A 16,491-nucleotide genomic window follows, 5' to 3' on the forward strand; every position below is an offset into this window, starting at 1 on the left:
CCCCGCAGGCGCGTGGCCCCGGGCCGCAGGGCCCAGGGAGCGCGCCGGGCCGGGGATCCCACCCAGGCAAAGCGCTGGGAGAGTCGCGGGCCCGGCCGAGACCCGGACGACCCGGCCCAATGCCCCGTCCCCGCAGGCACGGGGCACCCCCAGCCCTCCGCGCCCAAGGGGCGCGACGGCCGGCCAGGCGGCGCGGGCCTTTACACGGGCGTAGGCCGGGCGGGGGTCCCACCCAGGCAAAGCGCTGGGAGAGTCGCGGGCCCGGACGAGATCCGGACGGCGCGGCCAGTGCTCCGGCCCCCGCAGGCGCGGGGCACCCGGGGTCGACGCCCGGTAGAAACGACCCAATGCACCAGGCCCTCCGGGCCTAGCGGGCGCGGCGGCCGGCCAGGCGTCGCGGCGCCGGCCAAGGCCCAGGACCAGGACGACGAGGCCAGTGCTCCGACTACCCTCGCCCAAGGAATGCGCCCGCGGAGGAGTCTTTACCCGGGCGTAGGCCGGGCCGCTCAGCGGCCCGGCCGCCCATCGGCGATCAGGCGTGGACCGCGCGCCACGGGGTGCACTGGCGCTCGCTGCCCTTCACGACGCAGCCGCGCAGCTTGTACGCGTGCCCCTCGGGCAGGTTGCCGGAGACGACCTTCATGTAGATCGCCTTGTGGCCGCGCGTGGAGGCGACGCGGCCGTTGCTCAGCTCGGCCTCGACCGCCCAGCCGTCGGGGCTGATGTCCTTGGCGATGAGGGAGTCGCCCGGGATGTTCGGCGCGGGCTGCGGGTCCGCGTTCCACCGGACGAAGCCCATGTCGTGGCCGTCCCGGGGGCTGCTGATGTGGATGGTCAACGACCCGTCCGATGCCATCGCGGCACGTTCCGAGACCCCGGTGATGGACAGGGAGACTTCGCTGTCGGGCGCGAGGTCGCCCGTCTCCTCGGCGCTGGCGGTTCCGGCCCCGGCGGTGAGCGCCACGCCGGCGAACAGGGCGGCCGAACCGATGACCGCGCCGATGCGCTTGTGAATCGAACCCATGATTTCCTTCGTTCCCGCGCACGACGGCATACCGCCGTGCGCACGTTCCCCCGCCAGCCTCGAACTCCGCTGGCAGTCAGTCAAAACCACTGTAACCGGGCCCTGTTGAAGATCTACTGGTGGGTATCTTCTCTAGCGCCCCGGTCCCGAAATACTCCCGGAATACCCCCGGCGACCTCGGAGTTGGCACCGGCATGACCACCGACCGCTCGTTCCTCTTCGTCCTCGGCAGCTCCCGCGCCGACGGCAACTCCGAGATACTCGCCCGCGCCGCCGCCGCGCACCTGCCGGCCGGCGTGCCGCAGCGCTGGGTGGATCTGAATGAACACGTGCTGCCGGACTTCCAGGACGGGCGGCACGAGAGCGGCGACCGGCAGGGCTCGGCGAGCGAGGAGCTGCTGAGGCACGCCACGGCGGAGGCGACCGACGTCGTGATCGTCTCGCCGCTGTACTGGTACAGCCTGTCCGCGCAGGCCAAGCGGTATCTGGACTACTGGTCGGGCTGGCTGAACGTGCCGGGGTCGGACTTCAAGGAGCGGATGGCGGGCGGCACGCTGTGGGGGGTGACGGCCATGGCCGACGGCGACCATGTCGTCGCGGACGGTCTGGTGACCGGGCTGAGCCATTCGGCGGCGTATCTGCGGATGCGGTTCGGCGGGGTGCTGACCGGGACGGGCTCCCGGCCCGGCCGGGTGCGGGCCGACGAGCGGGCGATGGACCGCGCCCGGACCTTCTTCCAGGGTGAGCCGCCACTCGCCCGTTTCCCCTACGAGGTGGAGGCCGGCGCCGCCGTGTGATCTCGGCACGGCCCCGGGGAAGGCTCCCCGCATGGACCAGGAACAAGGCCGCCGCTGGCTGAGCACCGCGCTCGACGAGGCGCGGGCCGGGCTCGCGGAGGGCGGGGTGCCGATCGGGGCCGCGCTCTACGGGCCGGACGGGGCGCTGCTCGGGCGCGGGCACAATCGGCGGGTGCAGGACGGGGATCCGTCGGCGCACGCGGAGACGGCCGCGTTCCGGGCGGCGGGCCGGCAGCGCTCGTACCGGGGTACGACGATGGTGACGACCCTGTCGCCCTGCTGGTACTGCTCCGGTCTGGTCCGGCAGTTCGGCATCTCGCGGGTGGTCGTGGGCGAGGCCCGCACCTTCCACGGCGGGCACGACTGGCTCGCGGAGCACGGGGTGGAGGTCCTGGTCCTGGACGACCCCGAGTGCGCCGCCCTGATGCGGGGCTTCATCGCGGAGCACCCGGCCCTGTGGAACGAGGACATCGGCGAGGAGCCCGAAGCATGAGCGACGCCCGGCTGCCCACCATCGATCTGCGCCGCGATCCCGGCCCGCAGCTGCCCGCCGTCGACCTCGCCCTCCGCAAGGCCGGGTTCCTGCTGGTCAGCGGCCACGGGGTGGACCCCGGGCTCCGGTCCGAGATCCGGGCCGTCGCCCGCCGCTTCTTCCACCTCCCGGCCGCCGTCAAGGAGCCGTACGCGGTGAAGGTCGGCGGCCGCGGCTGGCTCGGGCCCGGCGCCGAGGCCAACGGCTACGCCGAGGGCACCGCCACCCCGCCCGACCTCAAGGAGTCGCTGTCCTTCGCGGCGGAGACGCCGACCGGGGATCCGGCCGTGGACGCCGAGTGGTTCCTGCCGAACACCTGGCCCGATGAGACGCCCACCCTCAAGCCACTGGTCGAGGAATACCTGGCCCAGATGCGGGAGCTCTCCGACCAGGTCCTCGACCTCCTCGGGCTCGCCCTCGGCGAGGAGCAGGACTTCTTCACCCGGCACACCGGGCATCCCACCTTCGGCTTCAACATCAACTGGTATCCGGGGACCGAGCGGACCGGGCCGCCCGAGCCGGGGCAGTTCCGGATCGGCCCGCACACCGACTTCGGCACCGTGACGATCCTGGACCGGCAGGCGGGCCGGGGCGGGTTGCAGCTGTTCACCGACGAGGGCGGCTGGCAGGACGCCCCGTACGACGCGGACGCCGACGCCTTCACCGTCAACATCGGGGATCTGATGGCGGGTTGGACGGGCGGTCGCTGGCGCTCCGGGCGGCACCGGGTGCTGCCGCCGCCGGTCGACGTGCCCGCCGAGGAGCTGATGTCGCTCGTCTACTTCTACGAGTGCACCCCGGGCACCACGATCAACGGCATCGAGTCCCACTCCTATCTGCGGGCCAAGCTCGATGCGATCAGCGCCGGTTGAACGGAACCCCGAAAACCCTGGCCGATGACCAACTCCCCGTCGATAATTCGGACTTGAGGATGTGACGGGGCACGTCTGACGGGATGCGGGGGATTACGGGTGCCGAGAGTCCTGTACGGCCGCGAGGCGGTGCTCCAGCGCACGGGGCTCGCCGCGCGCCTCATCGGGTTGGCGGGCGAGGGGCTCGGCCGTGTGCCGTACGAGCACGGGGACGACCCGCCCGTCGTCGTGTTCACCGGCGGGCGCGGCATGGGCAAGACCGCCCTGCTCAAGCAGCTCCGCGACAGCTACAGGGTCGCCACTCCGCTCGCCCTGCTCGACTGCGACCGGATCGAGCCGCCCGCCGACCACGGCCCGGGCTGGACCGAACTGACCGGTGCACTGGCCGAGTTGGCGGTGCAGCTGGCGCCGCGGGTGACGGGGGCGAAGCCGGTGCAGTTCCCGCGGCTCTCGCTCGGTCTGGTCGCGGTCGCCTCCACCGGCTGGTCGCGGGAGGACGAGGAGCGGGCGCAGCGGGATCTGCAGCGGCTCGGGCCGGTGCTGTCCACCGTCGACGCCACGAAGGGCGCGGCGGCGAACTGGGTCACCAAGGTGCTGACCAAGCTCGCCGCGACCTTCGCGGAGACCGCGGCCCCGCTCGCCGGGCTGCTGGCGGAGGCGACCGTCGAGACCGTCCTGGAGGAGGTCTTCGGGCGGGTGCAGCAGAAGTCGGAGGGCTGGTACGGGAGTTACCGCAACGCCGGCGGGCGCGGCAAGGCCGGGCTCCAGCAGCTCGCCATCGACTTCGAGCAGGGCGGCCGGCGCCGCCGGGAGGCCGAGGGCTTCCTGGTCGGCGCGCTGGTGGAGGACCTGGGCCAGGCCTACAAGGGCCTCACCAGGGTCGGCACCCGGCGCGGCCGGCCCGTCGTGCTGCTCGACAACGCGCACGGCGAGCTGGGCCGCCGGCTCGTCGAGCCGATCCTGCGGGCCCGTCACGAGGGCCGCCGCGACAAGCTGGTGGTGTTCGCCGCCTCCCGGGTCCGTGAGCACGAGGGCCTGCGGCACGCGCACCGCCTGAAGCTGCCGGAGACCGCGCACCGGGCGCCCGCCCCGCGCGGCGACGACGTCACCTCCGGCATCCTCGCGGTCGACCTCACCCCGCTGTCGCCGGGCCAGACGCAGGCCGCCTTCGACCGGCTCGACCCGTCCGGCCGCACCCCCGCCGACCTGGCCCGGGGTGTGCACCGGCTGACCGGCGGCCGGCCGCTCGGCGTGGTGCTGCTCGGCCGGGCCGCCGCCGAGGCGCCGCGCGCCGAACGCCCCGGGCTCACCCCGGGCGCGCTGCTCGACCTGACCGTGGAACTCCGCGAGGACGCGCACCCGGTGCCGGTCGCGCCGACGCTGCTCGGGGCGCTGCTGCCGCAGCCGCGCCTGGAGCCGTTCACGGTGCTCGCCGCCGCGCACGACGAGGAGTCGGCCCGGCTGCTCGCCCACACCCGGCTGCGCGCCGAGAACCGGGACGGTGACATGGCGCTGCTCGTACGGGACCGGCTGCGCGCCGAGGACTGGGCGGAGGGCCCCGAGCACTTCGTCGCCGACCCGCTGCTCCGGGCCCTGCTGCTGCACCGGCTGCGTTTCGAGGACGCCGACCATCCGCGGCACGCGGCCTGGCGGGCGGTGCACGAGACGCTGCACCGGCATTACGGGCGGGCCGGCGCGCCCGCCGCCGAGCTGCCGTACCGGCTGTTCCACGAACTCGCCCTGGGCCGGACCGAGGACGCGGTGACGCATCTGCGGACCACGTTCCCGGAGCCGGACGTGGTGGGCTGGCTGGGGCGGCTGCGGTTCGTGGCTTCCGCCCCGTACCCGCGCGAGGCGGGCAGCGGCGGACCGACGGCCGGCGGGCCCGATCCGCGCCGGGCCGCCGCGCTCGGCCGCCAGGCACCGGACGGCCAGGCGCAGGACCCGCTCCCCGCCGGGCTCGACGCGGACGCGACCGCCCTGCACCTGTCCGTACGCCGGCTGCTGCACGCCGTGTGGCTGCTGACCGATCCGCTGGCGCTGCCCGACGAGGAGGTGACCGAGAAGCTGGCGCACGAGCTGCGGCAGCTGTCCGGGCGCCATCTGACGGGCAACAGCCCGCTGTGGGACGCGGCCACCCACTGGCCCAGGGACATTCACGCCTGGCGGCGCCCCTCGCTGCCGCCGGGCCGCCAGGACGGAGTCTGAGGCGATGACCGACCCGCTGCACCCGCGCAACCGTTTCCTCGCCCGCCATCTCTACACCCCGAGACAGCGGTTCTTCGCCGCCGTGCTCGCCCTGCTCGTGATCGGGCTGCCGCTCGGCTGGGCGATCAAGACCTGGACGACTCCGGAGAACCGTTCCTGTGCGGCGGGGGTCGCCCGCCCCGCCGGCTCCGACGAGTGCGTCGGCGTCAACGGCGACGGCTTCGCCTTCCGGATCCCCGAACTCGCCCACATCGCCGGGCTTATCGGCCGCGAGAACGCCACCCTGAAGCCCGGCGAGTACGCCACGGTCGCCGTCCTGCTGCCGCTCACCTCGCCCGACGCGGGCATGCGGGTCAAGGTGCTGCACGAGCTCCAGGGCGCGTACGCCCGCCAGCACCGGGCCAACCACGAGTCCAACAGCGAGACCCCGAAGATCCGCCTGGTCCTCGCCAACACCGGGAAGAACAACGCCCATTGGCGGGCCACCGTCGACCAGCTCAAGGGCATGACCGGCGCCCCGGACCAGCTGCGCGCGGTCACCGGCGTCGCCACCTCCTCCACCGAGGTACGCCAGGCCGTCACCGCCCTCACCCACGAGGCCGGCCTCGCCGTCGTCGGCACCACCATCACCGCCGACGACATCGCCAACGGCCCCGGCCCCGGCGACAACCGCTTCCCCGGCCTCGCCCGGGTCTCCCCCACCAACAGCGACGAGGCCGACGCGCTGGCCCACTTCGGCAGGGTGAACGCAGCCAAGGCCCTCCTCGTCCAGGACACCCGCACCGGCGACCACTACACCGACACCCTCAAGTCGGCCTTCGCCAAGTCCCTGCAGGGCGCCCCCTACGAGCCGCAGCTGTTCACCTCGCCCGCCGACCCCACCGAGGAGGGCACCACCGCCAACACCTTCCGGCAGATCACCCACCTCATCTGCGACACCCGCGCCGAGACGGTGTTCTTCGCGGGCCGGCACACCCAGCTGCGCCAGTTCATCAACGCGCTCGGCGCCCGCGGCTGCGCCGAGCGCTCCTTCACCATCCTCACCGGCGACGAGGGCTCCTACCTGGGCGCCGACCCCAAGCTCGACCGGCGGGCCCTCAAGGCGCGGCTCACCGTGCGTTACGCCTCGCTCGCGCACCCGGACGCCTGGCGGGCCGCGCCGGGGCGGCCGGTGCCGGCGACGGGCGGGTCGACGGTCGCGTACGACACCTTCCTGACGGACATCGCCCGCGCGGACGAGAAGCCGGTGGCGCTCGCGGACGGGCAGGCGATCGTCGCGTACGACGCGATGGCGACCGCCGTCCACGCGATCCGCCAGGCCACCCCGGACGGCGCGGCCTTCCCGGAGCTGGACGACGTGGCCACCCAGTGGCCGCAGGTCAAGGGCTCGCTGCGGGTGCAGGGGGCGAGCGGCTGGATCTGTCTGGACAACTTCGGCAACCCGTACAACAAGGCGGTCCCGATCGTGGAGCTCGCCGGGGACGGCACCCAGCGCTTCGTGGCGATCGCCTGGCCGGCGGGCGGCCCGCCGGCCACGAGCTGTCTGCCGCCGAAGAAGGGCTGACCGTACGGATACGGATACGGATACGGGTCCGGCTACGGCTCCCACTTGGGCCAGGGCGCCTCGTCCCGCTCGTACAGCTCCCGCAGCTCGCGCCAGCGGTCGGGCGTCCAGTCGCGCCAGTCCGTGGGGTGCCCGTTCAGGGCCCTGACCAGCCGTTCCAGGTGCTCGTGCCAGCCGGCCAGCATGTCGAGCATGGCCTCCTTCGGGCCGGTGAACTCGGCCGTGAAACGCAGCACGGTCGACACGTCGTGGTCCGGGCCCGGTTCCAGGTGGAAGCGGATCCGGCCGTGCGGCGGGTCGACCGTGTACTCGGCGACGTATTCGGGGTCCCAGGCGGTGACCTGCCCGGAGACGACCGTGTCACTGTTCAGCCAGCGGAGCGTGACCCGGCCGCCGAGCCGGGGCTCCAGCGGGTCCGCGGCGCACAGCCAGGCGGGCAGGCCCTCGGGGGTGGCGACGGCGGCCCACACCGCGATCGGCGGGTGTGGCAGCTCGACCACGTAGCGCAGCAGGTGCGCGTCGCCGTCGTGGGTCTCGCTCCGGCCCCGGGGTATCTCGCTCATACCTCCAGCGTGGCCCCGGGGCGGGGCGGGTGCCAGCTCAGACGCCGGCGGTCACACTCCGGCGTACGAGTGCTTGCTGCTGACGAAGATGTTGACGCCGTAGTAGTTGAAGAGGAAGCAGGCGAAGGCGATGAGCGCGATGTACGCGGCCTTGCGGCCCTTCCAGCCGGCGGTGGCGCGGGCGTGCAGGTACGCCGCGTAGCCGACCCAGGTGATGAAGGACCAGACCTCCTTGGCGTCCCAGCCCCAGTAGCGGCCCCACGCGTCGCCGGCCCAGATCGCGCCGGCGATGATCGTGAAGGTCCACAGCGGGAAGACCGCCGCGTTGACCCGGTAGGCGAACTTGTCGAGGCTGGCCGCGGCGGGCAGCCGCTCCAGGACGGAGCGGGCGAAGGAGCCGGGGTTGCCGCCGGTGGCGAGCTTGTTCTCGTACGAGTCGCGGAACAGGTAGAGCAGGGTGGCGACGGCGCCCAGGTAGAACACGGCGCCGCAGAAGATCGCGGTGGAGACGTGGATCCACAGCCAGTACGAGTCGAGCGCCGGCACCAGCTGGTCGCTGGGCGTCTTCAGCCAGGTGACCGCCATGCCCAGGTCGAGCAGGACCGTGGTGACCAGCGGCAGGCCGATCCAGCGCACGTTCTTCTTGGCGACGAGGAAGCCGAGGTACGCGCCGACCGCCACCGTGGAGAAGGTGGTGGAGAACTCGTACATGTTGCCCCAGGGGGCCCGCTGCACGGAGAGCGCGCGGGTGATCACGCCGGCCGCCTCGATGAGGAAGGCGAGCGCGGTCAGCGAGACCGCGATCCGGCCGTACAGGTCGCCCTGGACGGTGCCGCCGGCCGCACCGGGGCCGTCCGGGACGTCCCGGGCGCCGGCCGCGGAGCGGGTGACGACCTGCGGCTTGTCGAGCACGGCGGTGCCACCGCCGGCCGTCTTCACCTGGACGGCCGGGGCGGCGGCGGCCGCCTTCGGCTGCTGCTGCGTGAGGGCGGCGGCGGTGCGGCCGACCTTGCTGCGGCTGCCGAACACCCACTCGGCGATGTGGGCGAAGAAGGCCAGTGTGTAGACGGCCATGGACGAGTAGACGAGCAGGTCGCTCAGCTGCGCCAGGCTCTCGTTGGTCTCGGCGGCGAGGATCACTTCTCAGCCCCTTCGGACTTTGCGGCAGGTTCCGCGGCAGGGTCTTCTGCGGATTCGGGTTCCGGCGCCGTGGGCGCCTTCGCGTGGAGCGTGGCCGCGAGCTCGGCCAGCTCCTCGGGCAGCTTGGCGGACTCGCTGCGGCCGAGGCCCGCCATCTCGACGACGGTGACACCGTCCTCGCCGCGGACCGCCCGGACCCAGACCCGGCGGCGCTGGATGAACAGCGAGCCGGCGAGTCCGGCGATGGCGGCGACCGCGCCGGTGAGCGCGAGGCCGTTGCCGGGCTGCTGGGAGATCTGGAAGCTCGCCCACTCCTTGATGTCCTTCTCGAAGGTGATCGAGCCGGCGCCGTCGGGCAGCGTCATGGTCTCGCCGGGCAGCAGCCGGTTGGCCTTGCCGGTGCCGCCGGCGACCGCGAACTGCTTCATCTTCGCGGTGTCGAGCTGGTAGACGTTCTGCGGCAGACCGGAGTCGACCCGCAGGTCGCCGTGGAAGCCGGTGAGCGCCATGACCGGGAAGTCGAGCGCCGGGAACTGGGAGAACATCGTCCCCTTGCCGGCGCCGGCGAAGGTCGGCACGAAGAAGGCCTGGAAGCCCAGCTGCTCCTTCTTGCCGAATCTGTCGCGGTAGCCGTCCATCACCTTGATCGCACCGGACGAGGTGATGTTGTTGTCGATCGGCAGCAGCGGCACGGGGCCGCTGGTCACGACCTTGCCGCGGCCGTCCCGGACGGTGACGACGGGCGCGTAGCCGTGGGCGATCAGATAGACCTTGGAGCCGTCGACCTCCAGCGGCTCGTTGACCCGGATGACCGCCTTCTTGTCCGGGCCGCCGTTCTCGGAGTAGGTGACGGCCGCCTCGAAGGTGCGCGGGGTGCCGCGCTGGGGGCCGTTCTTCTCGTACGTGCCGGTGAAGCTGTCGAGCTTGAAGCCGAACGGGGCCAGGTCCTCGACGGAGAACTGGGAGCCGGACTTGAAGTCGTCGTACTGGGTGAGCGTGTTGGAGAAGCCGTCGCCCTCGACGATGAGCTTGCCGCCCTCGGACTTGAAGAGCTGGCCCACGGCGAAGGACACGAGGATGACGATCAGGGCGACGTGGAAGAGCAGGTTGCCCGCCTCGCGCAGATAGCCCTTCTCGGCGGCGACGGCGTCACCCGCGATGTGGGCGCGGAAGCGGCGCCCCTTGAGGGTCGCGAGCGCGGCGGCCCTGACCTCCTCGGGATCGGCCTCGGTGCGCCAGGTGGCGTACGCGGGGAGCCGGGTGAGGCGCTTGGGGGCGCCCGGCGGGCGGCCGCGGAGCTGGCCGACGAACTGCCAGGTGCGGGGCACGATGCAGCCGATGAGGGAGACGAACAGCAGGATGTAGATCGCGGAGAACCACACCGAGCTGTAGACGTCGAAGAGCTGGAGCTTCTCGTAGAGCGGCGTGAGCGTCTCGTGGGCCTGCTTGAACTGCTCGACCTTCAGCTCGTCCGCGCTGGTCTGCGGGATGAGCGAGCCGGGCACGGCGCCCAGGGAGAGCAGGAAGAGCAGGATCAGCGCGACCCGCATGGAGGTCAGCTGCCGCCAGAACCAGCGGATCCAGCCGATGACGCCGAGGGTGGGGCCGCCGAGCGCGGTCTCCTCGCGGGGGGCGGTGGACAGCTGTTCCCCGGCGGCGCCGAGGCCGTCCTGCTGCTCCGCCGTGTGCCCTGTCGTCTCGGCCTGGCTCGTCTCGGTCTTGCTCGTTTCGGTCTTGCTCATGGATCAGATTCCCGGAGTGAAGTCGGCCGCCCAGGACTGCATCGCGGAGACGATTCCGTCCCAGGCCCCGGTGACGAGCAGGAGTCCGGTGACGATCAGCATGATGCCGCCGGTGCGCATGACCCACACATAGTGCCGCTTCACCCAGCCGAAGGCACCGAGCGCCCGCCGGAAGGCGATCGCGGTGAGGATGAACGGCAGCCCGAGGCCCACGCAGTAGGCGACGGTGAGCAGTGCGCCGCGGCCCGCGCTGGCCTCGTTGGAGGCGAGGGCCAGGACGGCGGCGAGGGTGGGTCCGATGCAGGGGACCCAGCCGAGGCCGAACAGCACGCCGAGCATGGGGGCGCCGAGGAGGCCGGCCACCGGGCGCTTGTGGAAGCGGAACTCGCGGCGGGTCAGCCAGGGCATGGCGCCCATGAAGAAGGCGCCGAGGACGATGGTGAGGACGCCGAGCACCTTGGAGATGATCTCGCGGTGCATCTGCAGGGCGCTGCCGAAGCCGCCGAACAGGGCGCCGCCGGAGACGAACACGACGGTGAAGCCGAGGACGAAGAGCGCGGCCCCGCCCGCCATGCGGCCCCGCCGGGCCTCGGCGAGGTCGGTGCCGGTGACCCCGGTCACGTAACTGAGGTAGCCGGGGACGAGGGGCAGCACGCAGGGCGAGAAGAAGGAGACGAGTCCTCCGAGCACGGCGATGGGGACCGCCAGGAGGAGCGCTCCGCTGAAGACCGTCTCGTTCACGTCACTTCTCCGCGACCAGCGGGTCGATCACGGACTTCAGCTTGTCCTCGTCGAGCGCCATGAGGGAGCGCGCGGCGATCTTGCCCTGCTTGTCGAGGACGATGGTGGAGGGGATGGCCTGGGGCGGCAGCGAGCCCTTGGGGAAGGCGCCGAGGATGATCTTCCCGGCCGGGTCGTACAGACTCGGGTACGTGATGTCGTAGTCCGCCTCGAAGTTGACGGCGTTCGACTTCTGGAAGTCGCGGGTGTTGATCCCGACGAACTCCACGCCCTTGGCCTGGTACTCCTTGGAGACCTTGGCGAAGTGCGGCGCCTCGGCACGGCACGGCGCGCACCAGGAGCCCCAGACGTTGAGGACGACGACCTTGCCCTTGAAGCCGGCGACGTCGAGCTGCTTGCCTTCGAGGGTCTCGCCGGCGAGCTCGTTCACCGCCTTGCGCTCGCCCTTGGCGACGGTGGCGATACCCCCCGTGTTGGTCACGAAGTTGGTGTCGCCGCCGCCGCCCGACTTGCCCTTGGAGTCGGAGCTGCATGCGGTCAGCACGAGCGCGGCGGCCACGAGGGCGACCGCCGGCAGGGCGCGACGAGGGGCATGGCTGAGGCACATGTGAAAAGTTTCGCATGGGCGTTTCGCCGATCTTGGGCACCCCCACTACGTGCCCGTAACGCCCCTTGTCAAGATCGTCTAAGCCGGGCGGAGGAACGTGTTCCAGCCGCCGGCCGGGGACTGGCCGACCTCCAGGGTACGCAGCTTGGCGAGGATCTTGGGGTCCTGGACGTCCAGCCAGTCGGTGAACTGGCGGAACGAGACGAGCCGCACGTCCTTCTTGCCGGCCATGCCCTTCAGGGCCTCCTCGACGGCGTCCATGTAGATGCCGCCGTTCCACTGCTCGAAGTGGTTGCCGACGAAGAAGGGGGCGCGGTTGGACTCGTAGGCGCGGTTGAAGCCGTTGAGGTACGCCTCGGCGGCCTGCTTGCGCCAGCCGGGATAGCGCGAGGGCATGCCCTTGGTCGTGTTCTTCGACTGGTTGGCGAGCATGTTGTAGTCCATGGACAGGACCTCGAAGGAGTGCCCGGGGAAGGGCACGGCCTGCAGCGGCAGGTCCCAGACGCCGCCGCGCTTGACCGGCCACATCTGGCGGCCGCCGGGCGAGCTCGCGTCGTAGCGCCAGCCGAGGCGCTTGGCGGTGGGCAGCAGGTTGTCCTGGCCGAGGAGGCAGGGGGTGCGGCCGCCGACGAGCTCCTTGGAGTAGTCGAAGGGCAGCGACGGCAGGTCGGTCCAGCCGGTGTTGGTCCGCCACTGGGTGACGAAGCCCACGGCCTGGTCGATCTCGTTCTGCCACTGCGCGGGGGTCCAGTGGGCGACGGAGCCGGAGCCGCCGCAGAAGTGCCCGTTGAAGTGCGTGCCGATCTCGTGGCCGTCGAGCCAGGCCTGCCGGACGTTCTTCAGCGTCTCCTTGATGTGGTCGTCGGTGAGGTAGCCGATGTCGGAGGCGCCGACGCGGTTGTTCGGCGGGCGGTAGAGGTCCTTCTTGGACTCGGGCAGCAGATAGAGGCCGGAGAGGAAGAAGGTCATCGCCGCGTCGTGGTTCTTGGCGAGCTCGAGGAAGCGCGGGAAGAGGCCGTTGCCGACCTCGCCGGCACCGTCCCAGGAGAAGATGACGAACTGCGGCGGGGTCTGACCGGGTTCGAGCGGGACGGGGGCGTCGGGCTGGTTCGGCTGCTTTCCGGTGTCGGAGGTGGAACCGTCACCGATCGGTCGGCCGTCGTCCTGGGTGGGCTTGGCGGAGGGGTCCGGGGCGCCGGTGGCGTCTCCCCCCTTGCCGGGTCCGGAACGTCCCGTGTTGTCCTTGTTGTTGGTGCTGCAGGCGGCCAGCCCCATCGCGGCGGCGGCACCGACTCCCGCCCCGAGCAGACTCCTCCGATTGATCCCGCGCATGACTTCCCCATTCGCGCTGACGTAAGACCTGAACGTCATCCAAACCGACAATGAGTGAGATGACGGGAGGAACACGGAGGTTCCGGGAAATAGCACAAATTTCAGGGCGGTCGAACGACGTGCTGTCGTCCGACCGCCCTGAGGGTGTACTGCGGCGGGAGCCTCGGTGTCTACGCCCCGAAGCCTTCGCCTTAAGCCTTACGCCTTACGCCTTACGCACCGAAGGCCTTCGCCTTGCCCGGCACCGGCTTCGCGCCCGCGCGCAGGTGGACGGGGACCAGGTCGAGGGCCGGCTCGCTGTACCCGACGGAGACGATCTTGTCGCCGCGGTACGTGAACGAGGTCAGCGAGGCCAGCGTGCACTGCCGGCGCCGCGGGTCGTGCCACAGCCGCCGCTTCTCCACGAAGCTGCGCACGATCCAGATCGGCAGCTGGTGGCTCACGCACACCGCCTCGTGGCCGCGCGCCGCGTCCTTCGCCGCGTCCAGGGCGCCCATCATCCGGACGACCTGCTCGACGTACGGCTCGCCCCAGGACGGCTTGAAGGGGTTGGTGAGGTGCTTCCAGTTCGCCGGCTTCTTCAGCGCGCCGTCGCCGACGCCGAAGGTCTTGCCCTCGAAGACGTTCTCCGCCTCGATGAGCCGGGCGTCCGTGGCGAGGCCCAGACCGTGCGTCGTGGCGATCGGCGCCGCCGTCTCCTGCGCCCGCTCCAGCGGGGAGGCCACGACATGGGTGATGTCGCGGTCGGCCAGGTGCTCGGCGACCCGGTCGGCCATCTGCCGGCCCAGCTCGGACAGGTGGTAGCCGGCCCGGCGCCCGTACAGCACGCCGTCCGGGTTGTGCACCTCGCCGTGCCGCATCAGGTGGACGACGGTGATGTCCTCGTCGCTCTTCGGCAGGCTCGTCAGGTCGCTCATGCGGTGGCCTCCGCGGCGGCGCGGGCGGCGGCCGGCAGCGCGGCGGCGATCCGCTCGACCGCGCGCTCGTCGTGGGCGGTGGACACGAACCAGGACTCGAAGGCCGACGGCGGCAGGTAGACGCCGTCCGCGAGCATCGAGTGGAAGAAGGCGTTGAAGCGGAAGGCCTCCTGCTTCTTCGCGTCGTCGTAGTTCCGCACCTCACCGTCGGTGAAGAACACGGAGAACATGTTGGAGGCGGTCTGCAGCCGGTGCGCCACGCCCTCCTTGGCGAGCGCGCCGGTGACCAGGCCCTGGATCTCCTTCGAGACCGCGTCGACCTTCTCGTACGCGGCGGGGTCGAGCAGCTTCAGCTGCGCGAGTCCGGCGGCGGTGGCGACCGGGTTACCGGACAGGGTGCCCGCCTGGTAGACCGGGCCGGCCGGGGCCAGGTGGCCCATGACGTCGGCGCGGCCGCCGAAGGCCGCCGCCGGGAAGCCGCCGCCCATGACCTTGCCGAAGGTCATCAGGTCGGGCTTGACGCCGTCCACGCCGTACCAGCCGGCCCGCGAGGTGCGGAAGCCGGTCATGACCTCGTCGGAGATGTACAGCGCGCCGTTCTTCGCGCAGGCGTCCTTCAGACCCTGGTTGAAGCCGGGCAGCGGCGGGACGACGCCCATGTTGCCCGGGGAGGCCTCGGTGATCACACAGGCGATCTCGCCGGGGTGGCGGTGGAAGGCCTCGTGCACGGCCTCGATGTCGTTGTACGGCAGGACGATGGTGTCGCCGGCCTGCGCGCCGGTCACACCGGGCGTGTCGGGCAGGCCGAAGGTGGCGACGCCGGAGCCGGCCGCGGCGAGCAGCGCGTCCACGTGCCCGTGGTAGCAGCCGGCGAACTTGACGACCTTCGCGCGCCCGGTGAAACCGCGGGCCAGCCGGATCGCCGACATCGTCGCCTCGGTGCCGGAGGACACCAGACGTACCTGCTCGACCGGCTCGATCCGCGCCACGATCTCCTCGGCGAGCGCGACCTCGCCCTCGCCCGGCGTGCCGAACGAGGTGCCGCGCGCCACCGCCGCCTGCACCGCCGCCGTCACCTCGGGGTGCGCGTGGCCGAGGATCATCGGTCCCCACGAGCAGACGAGGTCGACGTACTCGCGACCGTCCGCGTCAGTGAGGTACGGACCGGTACCGGACACCATGAACCGGGGCGTTCCCCCCACGGCCCGGAAGGCCCGCACCGGCGAATTCACGCCGCCGGGCGTCACAAGGGAGGCGCGGTCGAAAAGCGTCTGTGAGACTGGGGCTTCGTATGAGTACGGCACTGTGATCCTGACCTGATCCTGACCTGCGAGGACGACGTCGAGTACGTGGGGACGGTGTGGGCACCCTGTGAATTACGCCGGGGCGTGTCTCCGTCGCGTCTGCGAAACTGGGGCGTCATAAGGATGGCTCACGGAATCCATGGTGTCAGAGGCCACGGCGATCTTGCGGACAGGTGTTTCACCGTACGACCGTGGGGGAGGTCACTGTCACGATGATCGGGCCGCGCGCGCAGACCGCGGACCGGAACAGCAGTCGGGTGGAGATATGCATCGCGGTGGCGGACCGGGCGAGGGGACGGACGACCTGGGTCCCGACCCTGTCCGGAGGGGGAGGCACCGGCGCCGGCGGACGGAAGAGCCGCGGGCCAACGAGCCGCGGGCCAATGAGCCGCGGATGGGTGCCGAGCCAAGGCCGGGCGCCGAGCCGCGGATGGGTGCGGACCCGCGGATGGGTGCCGAGCCCGTACGGCCGGCGGAGCCGGTCGACCCCACGCCCCCGAGCCCTGCCCCGGCCCCTAGCCCTGCCCCCGCTCCCGCCCCCGAGCGGAGCCAGCCTGCCGTCGACGAGTCCCGCCTCGGCCGGGCCCGGGCCCGCCGCGCCGCCCGCGCCCGCGAGGCCGGCCCCGTCGAGGGTTCGGTGACCCCGGTGGGCGGCGGAGACACGGGCGGAAACGGTCACGGGAACGGGGGCGGGCGCTTGGGCGTCACGTACAAGTACTTCGGCGCTCCCGACGGCGCGACGGCGGCCCGGGTCCCGATCTCGATGCGCCCCGAGGAGCTGGGCGGCGACGAGCTCGGCATGGGCGGCATGTTCACCAAGATCAAGCCGGAGACCATAGCCGCGATGGTCCTCACCGGCATCCAGGGCATGCCCCTGCACAAGGTCCCACCGCTGGAACTGGTCGTCCTCCACCCCGACTACGCGGTCGTCAAGCTCCCGATGACCGTCGTCGACCCCCTCCGCGGCATCGGCGAGGAATCCGTCGGCGCCGCCGCCTTCATCTGGTCCACCGTCCCCGACCGCGGCGGCCCCCAGGACGCGTTCAACGTCTACCAGCTGCTCCACGAGTGGCAGGACTTCAGCCACCGCCTCCACGAGGCGGGGCACCAGCCCTACTGCCTGGTGTGGCCGTAGGACCGGTGCCCGC

15 protein-coding genes are annotated in these 16,491 nt (G+C 71.9%); 6 read left to right on the plus strand and 9 right to left on the minus strand.

Translation table 11 applies throughout. The annotated features are described in order from the left end of the window. Positions 1–532 precede the first annotated feature (532 nt). Positions 533–1,024: a hypothetical protein gene (locus JAO84_RS15090; protein ID WP_370413354.1), complete on the minus strand. Its 492-nt coding sequence runs from the start codon at positions 1,022–1,024 to the stop codon at positions 533–535. Positions 1,025–1,218: 194 nt separating this feature from the next. Between JAO84_RS15090 and JAO84_RS15095 the strand changes: the two genes are divergently transcribed. From JAO84_RS15095 to JAO84_RS15115, 5 genes are all read left to right on the plus strand, one after another. Further along, the gene (locus JAO84_RS15095) at positions 1,219–1,821 is read left to right on the plus strand and encodes a flavodoxin family protein (RefSeq protein WP_370413355.1); all 603 of its coding nucleotides are present in this window, start codon (positions 1,219–1,221) and stop codon (positions 1,819–1,821) included. 31 nt (positions 1,822–1,852) lie between these two features. Beyond that, a complete protein-coding gene (locus JAO84_RS15100; RefSeq protein ID WP_370413356.1) occupies positions 1,853–2,314 on the plus strand; it encodes a nucleoside deaminase in 462 nt (153 codons plus the stop codon). Then, complete coding sequence (locus tag JAO84_RS15105) at positions 2,311–3,225, plus strand: isopenicillin N synthase family dioxygenase (protein WP_370413357.1); 915 nt, start codon at positions 2,311–2,313, stop codon at positions 3,223–3,225. Before JAO84_RS15100 ends, JAO84_RS15105 begins: the two co-directional genes overlap by 4 nt. A 99-nt stretch (positions 3,226–3,324) precedes the next feature. Next, positions 3,325–5,433 (plus strand): hypothetical protein, encoded by a 2,109-nt coding sequence (locus JAO84_RS15110; protein ID WP_370413358.1) that lies wholly within the window; start codon positions 3,325–3,327, stop codon positions 5,431–5,433. 4 nt (positions 5,434–5,437) lie between these two features. Continuing rightward, positions 5,438–6,997, plus strand: a complete 1,560-nt coding sequence (locus JAO84_RS15115; protein WP_370413359.1) for a hypothetical protein — start codon at positions 5,438–5,440, stop codon at positions 6,995–6,997. Between the two features lie 32 nt (positions 6,998–7,029). Here JAO84_RS15115 and JAO84_RS15120 read toward each other — a convergent pair whose 3' ends face one another. The 8 genes from JAO84_RS15120 to hemL form a co-directional block, all read right to left on the minus strand. Then, positions 7,030–7,560 (minus strand): SRPBCC domain-containing protein, encoded by a 531-nt coding sequence (locus tag JAO84_RS15120; protein ID WP_370413360.1) that lies wholly within the window; start codon positions 7,558–7,560, stop codon positions 7,030–7,032. A gap of 51 nt (positions 7,561–7,611) precedes the next feature. Continuing rightward, positions 7,612–8,700, minus strand: coding sequence for a c-type cytochrome biogenesis protein CcsB (ccsB, locus tag JAO84_RS15125; RefSeq protein WP_265866420.1), 1,089 nt, complete (start codon positions 8,698–8,700; stop codon positions 7,612–7,614). Next, entirely contained in the window at positions 8,697–10,442 is a 1,746-nt protein-coding gene (locus JAO84_RS15130) for a cytochrome c biogenesis protein ResB (protein ID WP_370413361.1), read from the minus strand. The genes ccsB and JAO84_RS15130 overlap by 4 nt, the downstream gene beginning before the upstream one ends. A 3-nt stretch (positions 10,443–10,445) precedes the next feature. Next, on the minus strand, positions 10,446–11,183 hold the full coding sequence (locus JAO84_RS15135) for a cytochrome c biogenesis CcdA family protein (RefSeq protein ID WP_370413362.1): 738 nt from the start codon (positions 11,181–11,183) through the stop codon (positions 10,446–10,448). 1 nt (position 11,184) lies between these two features. Then, a complete protein-coding gene (locus tag JAO84_RS15140) occupies positions 11,185–11,790 on the minus strand; it encodes a TlpA family protein disulfide reductase (RefSeq protein WP_370413363.1) in 606 nt (201 codons plus the stop codon). 78 nt (positions 11,791–11,868) lie between these two features. Beyond that, positions 11,869–13,122, minus strand: coding sequence for a hypothetical protein (locus JAO84_RS15145; RefSeq protein WP_370413364.1), 1,254 nt, complete (start codon positions 13,120–13,122; stop codon positions 11,869–11,871). 212 nt (positions 13,123–13,334) lie between these two features. Further along, positions 13,335–14,039: a histidine phosphatase family protein gene (locus JAO84_RS15150; RefSeq protein WP_370413365.1), complete on the minus strand. Its 705-nt coding sequence runs from the start codon at positions 14,037–14,039 to the stop codon at positions 13,335–13,337. Next, on the minus strand, positions 14,036–15,343 hold the full coding sequence (gene hemL / locus JAO84_RS15155) for a glutamate-1-semialdehyde 2,1-aminomutase (protein WP_265866426.1): 1,308 nt from the start codon (positions 15,341–15,343) through the stop codon (positions 14,036–14,038). The genes JAO84_RS15150 and hemL overlap by 4 nt, the downstream gene beginning before the upstream one ends. A gap of 637 nt (positions 15,344–15,980) precedes the next feature. Between hemL and JAO84_RS15160 the strand changes: the two genes are divergently transcribed. After that, a complete protein-coding gene (locus JAO84_RS15160; protein WP_265866499.1) occupies positions 15,981–16,478 on the plus strand; it encodes a hypothetical protein in 498 nt (165 codons plus the stop codon). Positions 16,479–16,491: the final 13 nt, after the last annotated feature.

The organism is Streptomyces fradiae (assembly GCF_041270065.1).
Taxonomy (GTDB): domain Bacteria; phylum Actinomycetota; class Actinomycetes; order Streptomycetales; family Streptomycetaceae; genus Streptomyces.

Coding starts and splice junctions, on each gene's coding strand:
- JAO84_RS15090 (WP_370413354.1), bottom strand. CDS start 1,024: ATGGGTTCGATTCACAAGCGCATCGGCGCGGTCATCGGTTCGGCCGCC.
- JAO84_RS15095 (WP_370413355.1), top strand. CDS start 1,219: ATGACCACCGACCGCTCGTTCCTCTTCGTCCTCGGCAGCTCCCGCGCC.
- JAO84_RS15100 (WP_370413356.1), top strand. CDS start 1,853: ATGGACCAGGAACAAGGCCGCCGCTGGCTGAGCACCGCGCTCGACGAG.
- JAO84_RS15105 (WP_370413357.1), top strand. CDS start 2,311: ATGAGCGACGCCCGGCTGCCCACCATCGATCTGCGCCGCGATCCCGGC.
- JAO84_RS15115 (WP_370413359.1), top strand. CDS start 5,438: ATGACCGACCCGCTGCACCCGCGCAACCGTTTCCTCGCCCGCCATCTC.
- JAO84_RS15120 (WP_370413360.1), bottom strand. CDS start 7,560: ATGAGCGAGATACCCCGGGGCCGGAGCGAGACCCACGACGGCGACGCG.
- JAO84_RS15130 (WP_370413361.1), bottom strand. CDS start 10,442: ATGAGCAAGACCGAAACGAGCAAGACCGAGACGAGCCAGGCCGAGACG.
- JAO84_RS15140 (WP_370413363.1), bottom strand. CDS start 11,790: ATGTGCCTCAGCCATGCCCCTCGTCGCGCCCTGCCGGCGGTCGCCCTC.
- JAO84_RS15145 (WP_370413364.1), bottom strand. CDS start 13,122: ATGCGCGGGATCAATCGGAGGAGTCTGCTCGGGGCGGGAGTCGGTGCC.
- JAO84_RS15150 (WP_370413365.1), bottom strand. CDS start 14,039: ATGAGCGACCTGACGAGCCTGCCGAAGAGCGACGAGGACATCACCGTC.